At 42.0% G+C, this 2,904-nt stretch carries 3 protein-coding genes; all 3 read left to right on the top strand.

The genetic code is table 11. The annotated features are described in order from the left end of the window. The first annotated feature begins 2 nt into the window (after positions 1–2). The 3 genes from BTA30_RS21600 (at position 3) to stoA (ending at position 2,734) form a co-directional block, all read left to right on the top strand. The gene (locus BTA30_RS21600) at positions 3–605 is read left to right on the top strand and encodes a cell wall hydrolase (RefSeq protein WP_076764004.1); all 603 of its coding nucleotides are present in this window, start codon (positions 3–5) and stop codon (positions 603–605) included. Between the two features lie 207 nt (positions 606–812). Continuing rightward, positions 813–2,153 carry a polysaccharide biosynthesis protein gene (locus tag BTA30_RS21595; RefSeq protein WP_076764002.1) on the top strand — a complete coding sequence of 447 codons (1,341 nt, stop codon included), beginning with the start codon at positions 813–815 and terminating at the stop codon, positions 2,151–2,153. A gap of 83 nt (positions 2,154–2,236) precedes the next feature. After that, positions 2,237–2,734, top strand: a complete 498-nt coding sequence (stoA, locus tag BTA30_RS21590) for an endospore biogenesis thiol-disulfide oxidoreductase StoA (protein ID WP_076764000.1) — start codon at positions 2,237–2,239, stop codon at positions 2,732–2,734. Positions 2,735–2,904 lie beyond the last annotated feature (170 nt).

Genomic DNA, 2,904 nt, shown 5'->3' with positions numbered 1-2,904 from the left:
AAATGAAATCGAAATTTGCTGCGATAGCTGCTTTTTTAATCTGTATGCTGCCGGCGGCAAGAATCGAGCATGCTCAAGCTGTCATGTTATTCTCGAAAAAAGATAAACAGGAAATGGAACGGCTGCTTCAAAGCCTTGATCCCGAACAACATCCATCTTTTTCTCACTTGACAGATGAAAAAAATTTCATCGAAACTTTGCCTAAGCAGGATGTGGAGGAGAAAGAAGAAAAAGAGGATTCTCCAGAGATTACAGGTGAAGAGAAAGAATTGTTATCCAGGCTCGTACATGCAGAAGCTAAAGGCGAGTCGTTTAAAGGTAAAGTGGCAGTGGCCAATGTCGTCCTGAATCGGGTTGGTGACGGCGGTTTTCCTGACAGCATAAAAAGCGTGATCTACCAAAAAAACGCTTTCGAGCCTGTTCTGAATGGCAGCATTAATAGAAAACCAGACCGTGAATCAGTTGAAGCTGTCGAAGTAGCGGTTGATCATGATAAAAAAGAAACGGACGCTTTATATTTTTATAATCCCGACATCGCCACGGATGGCTGGATTAAAACAAGAAAAGTCGTCGAACGCATCGGCAATCATGTCTTTGCGATATAACTATGCAGTCAAGGCTGACCGAGCCTTGGCTGTTTTTTATTTCTCGTATTCTTTTTCAAGATTATCACCCTTTTCATATGATGAAAAGAATTAATTTTTTGATACTTTATTGAAAAATCTTTTCAAAATGAAATGTTAAAAAGAAAATAATTTTGAGACTTGTCTCATATGATGGGATATAACCACCCTAAGACAAGGAGAGACCTCATGAACCGTTTTATAAAAGGAATCGTTCTTCTTTCGCTAGCAGCTTTTTTTGCAGAATGTCTTGAGTTCGTCATTAACATGATTCTTGCACGGGAGCTTGGCGAGCATGGCATGGGGCTCTATATGAGTGTGTTGCCCTCGATATTTTTAGTAGTGGTTATAGCAAGCCTTGAGCTGCCTGTTTCAATATCGAAGTTTATCGCGGAATCCAATCCGAAGCTGCATGAAAGCATGCTGAAGCACGCCTTGAGGATGACGGCGGTCTGTACGGCATTTTCTACAGTAGCTGCAATTATCATCCTACCCTTTATTCCGGTATTTGATTCTTACCATCCTTTAATCAGAGGCATTGTGATCGGGATGATCCCTACTGTTGCATTTACATCGATTGCAAGAGGATACTTCATGGGCGTCCAGCAAATGGGGAAAATCGCAATAGCGAATGCATTGAAAAAAATCTTTCAGCTCATCGGGTTGTTTTTATTTTTTCAATGGTATTCCTTTGAATTGGATACCTCTGTTCTGATCTCGCTGTTTGTCCTTTTTGCCAGTGAAGTTGTTGTTTTTGTGTACTTATATTCCCAGTTTGTTTTAGTCAGGAGGACTGCAGCAAAAGGGCGGCATGTCCATTTGCGGCGAAATGATGTATTGAAACGGCTGCTCACCGTTTCGATACCGACGACGGGATTGCGGGTTTTTCATGCCATTACAAATGCCGTCGAACCATTTTTGGTAAAGGGGACACTGCTTGCCGCAGGCGTTTCCAGAACAGCGGCCATCGACCAGTTCGGCATGCTCTCTGGCGTTGCCATGACGATAGGCTTTTTTCCGGCTTTTATCGCCCATTCGCTAATGGTCGTCATGATCCCGAGTATTTCTGAAAGCTATGCCTACGGACAATACGATAGAGTTATCAAACGGCTCAAGCAAGCGATTTTCATGACTCTTCTTTATGGAATCCCGTCTGTTATGGTGATGTATCATTTTGCGGAGCCGCTGACCCATTTGTTTTTTGATTCAGTAAAAGCCGCCTTCTACCTTAAGCTGCTTTGGCCGTATTTTTTATTTCATTTTTTCGTCATGCCTTTGCAAGCTTGCTTAATCGGGATGGGATTGGTCAAAGATGCTTTTTATCATAATGTCTGGGCAAGCGTCATCTCGTTTTTGATGATGTATACGCTTGGATCAATGCAGAGTCTGCAGATGACGGGGATCATCCTTGCGATGAACACGGGGATGCTTTTACTGACGGCTCTCCACTATGTCACGATTTGCAAAGAACTGGGCGTCTCCTTGTTTTTAACGAATAAATCAGGTTCGCCGAGAATAGAAAGCCGCTGAGATGAAAAGCGGGGCTTTGATCTCCTTCATACTTTCCGGATTTATCGGGGAAGCTAAAATAAAAAAGGGGAGATCAAAATCAGATGAAAAGAAAAGGCGCTTTTTATGATCCACTCATTCTTTTGCTGTGTGCAGGCATTTTCTTCTTTCAGCCGCCGGCGCTTGCAAAAAATGCTGCACCTGCAGTCATGCATATGAAAACGATAGAAGGACAGCGGGTGATCATCCCGGCCGAAGGACAGAAGACGATCATTCATTTTTGGACGACCTGGTGCCCTCCGTGCCGGGAGGAGCTGCCCCGTTTTCAGTCTTATTATGAAGAAAAACAGCCCGATGTAAAATTAATCACCGTTAATTTGCTTCATGCGGAAAAAAACGAGCAGACGGTGAAGCAGTTTATTAAAGCGAACAAACTTTCATTTCCGATTATTTTTGACACTAAAGGCGACATGATGAAAGCCTACAATGTCATGACGATACCTTCAACGTTTTTTATCAATGAAAAAGGCGAGCTTGAGAAATCGGTTGTCGGACCGATCACTGTTGAACAGATGAAGGAATGGACCGGGAAGAAAAGCTGAACTGATGTTCGGCTTTTTTTGCGGATAAACAAAAATGATAATTAATATCAAAAAGAAATTATAATAATTATTATTTGAAAAGGGATCATCCCGTGCTATAATGAACTTAGAAAAAGGGTGTATTTTCAAGAGGTGCAAAACGGGCACATCCTTTATATAAAAGAAAAAGA

This window comes from Bacillus swezeyi (assembly GCF_001969815.1).
Taxonomy (GTDB): Bacteria; Bacillota; Bacilli; order Bacillales; family Bacillaceae; genus Bacillus; species Bacillus swezeyi.
Note: the sequence above shows the minus strand (reverse complement) of the source record. Positions and strands in the feature narration are given on the sequence as shown.